Origin of the sequence: Mesorhizobium sp. M7A.F.Ca.CA.003.01.2.1 (assembly GCF_003998945.1) — a bacterium.
In the GTDB taxonomy this organism is placed as follows: domain Bacteria; phylum Pseudomonadota; class Alphaproteobacteria; order Rhizobiales; family Rhizobiaceae; genus Mesorhizobium; species Mesorhizobium ciceri.
On sequence record NZ_RZRA01000885.1, the window covers coordinates 1 to 2,323 of the forward strand.

Here is a 2,323-nt window from a genome sequence, read left to right on the forward strand (position 1 = left end):
ATGCTGCCGACCATTCTCGGCCGGCCGGTGTCGCTGGTGCGCTGCCCGACCGGCCTGCCGAAGGATTGCTTCTTCCAGCGCCACGCCTTCACCGGCATGCCGCCCTCGGTGGTGACATTCGAGGCGACAAATTCCGAGGGCGAAACCAAATCCTATCTCTCGGTCGAAGGCGCGAAAGGGTATCTGGCGCTGGCGCAGTTCGGCGTCGTCGAGTTCCACACCTGGGGCACCCACCGCGCCAGCCTCGACAGACCCGACCAGATCGTCCTCGACCTCGATCCGGGAGAAGGGATCGCCTGGCGCGAGGTGGTCGAGGCCGCCGTGCACATCAAGGACGAATTGGGGCGCCTGGGGCTGGTGCCGTTCGCCAAGACCTCCGGCGGCAGCGGCATCCACATCACGGTACCTGTGACAGGCAAGCAGAACTGGAAGAAACTGCACCAGGCAACCAGCGCGATCGCCACGCATCTGGCGACAACGGCGCCTGATACTTTCACCACCACCATGGGCAAGGACAACCGCAAGAAGCGCATCTTCATCGACTACCACCGCAATGCGCGCGGCCACACCTCCGCAGCACCTTACTCCTTGCGCGCCCGCACCAATCTGCCGGCCTCGACGCCGGTCAGCTGGAGCGACCTCGAATCCATCGATGCGCCGCAGGATCTGAATTATTCGTCGCTGCCGGGGCTGTTGGCGACGTCGGGCGATCCGTGGGCGGAGATTGATAAGTTTGCGCGGGATCTGCCGGTGGTCTCGGGGGCGACGAAGTAGTTGCAGAAGACGAAGTAAGTAGTTGCAGAACAAGGACCACCGCGATCCGTGGCGCCCCCCTCTGTCCTGCCAGCGTTTTAAATTCCAGTCCATCGACGCTTCCAACAATTTGAATTATTCTCTGTCCACGACCTCAAATGCATGGCGGAAGATTTCGTCAGGGATTTGCCGGTATTGTGTGCGGTCGGTGTAGGATTTGCTCAGCCTCAATCGTCCTCGGACGAAAGCGCTGCAGGTCTTTGTCAGTGCATGACCGCGTAGGAGTGTTTCATGGCGCCTAGGGCAAGTTGGAAAGGTTACCTCAAACTCAGCCTCGTGAGCTGTCCGGTGCGGTTGTATCCCGCCACCAGCGCCAGCGAGCGCATCTCGTTCAACCAGCTGCACAAGAAGACCCATAACCGCATCAACATGAAGCCGGTCGACCCCGAACTAGGGCTCGTCGAGCGTGCTGATCTGGTCAAGGGGTACGAATACGAGGACAAGCAGTACATCATCATCGATGATGCAGACCTCGACGCGGTGCGCATCGAATCCAATCACACGATGAACATCGAGGCCTTCGTCGACGAGGACGAGGTCGACGTCATCTACCAGGACGCGCCCTACTACATGGCGCCCGACGGCGCGATGGCGGAGGAAACCTTCGCCGTGTTGCGCGAAGCGATGCGCAAATCCGGCAAGCTCGCCATCGCCCGCCTTGTGCTGTCGAGCCGCGAGCGCGTGGTGACGATCGGCGCGCGCGAGAACGGCATGTTCGTGTGCACCTTGAGGAACCCGAACGAAGTGCGCGGGACGGCTGAATATTTTGGCAATATTCCAGCTGGCAAGCCCGACCCCGAAATGCTGCAGCTCGCCGAAGCGCTGATCAAGCAGAAGGAAACCACCTTCGATCCGAAGAATTATGAGGACCGCTACGAGGCGGCACTCATGACGATGATCCGCGAGAAGCTGAAAGGCCACAAGCCGATTATTGCGGCGGCACCGGAGCGCGGCAATGTCATCAACCTGATGGATGCGCTGAAGGCCAGCCTGTCGCAATCGAAGCCGCCAGCCAAGTCGAAGAGCAAGGCCGACGAGGTTGCCAAGCCAGCCGCAAAGAAAGCGGCAGCGGGTGGTGCTGCTGAAAATCCGCTGAAGGCCAATCTGCTGAAGGCGGTCGGCAAGAGCAAGAAATGACGGCACCGGCCGGCGCTGTTTTCGGCACCATAGGCGCGCTGGCGGCGTTTCCGCTCAGACTGGCCGCGCGTGAAGTCGAACGTCAGCACGGCCAGCTGCGGCGCGGCGTCACCAGGCGCACCACGCATGTCGTGTGCGGCCGCACGCTGCTCGCTAAGGCCGGGCTCTCCAGGAACGGCGATGCCGAGATCGAGCGCCGTGTCGCCGCCGAGCGCGCGGCCGGGCACAAGCTCCTCAGCGAGAACGGATTCCTGCGCCTTCTCGGGCTGATGAAGGCACCGGAGGCGTCTTCGCTGTCGCGGCAATCGCTGATCGAGCAATCGCGGCTATCCGGCGCCGAGCTCGATTTGTTGTCACTGTTCGATGCGTTCGA

Annotated in this window: 2 protein-coding genes and 1 pseudogene; all 3 read left to right on the forward strand. The window is 61.8% G+C overall.

Translation table 11 applies throughout. The features are described from left to right. The coding region (gene ligD, locus EN969_RS27135; protein ID WP_164758529.1) for a non-homologous end-joining DNA ligase at positions 1-774 on the forward strand (774 nt) is incomplete at its 5' end. Between the two features lie 270 nt (positions 775-1,044). After that, positions 1,045-1,950, forward strand: coding sequence for a Ku protein (locus EN969_RS27140; protein WP_024501732.1), 906 nt, complete (start codon positions 1,045-1,047; stop codon positions 1,948-1,950). Beyond that, a pseudogene (locus EN969_RS27145) lies at positions 1,947-2,323 on the forward strand (O-linked GlcNAc transferase); the annotation flags it as partial. The gene EN969_RS27140 and the pseudogene EN969_RS27145, both read left to right, overlap by 4 nt.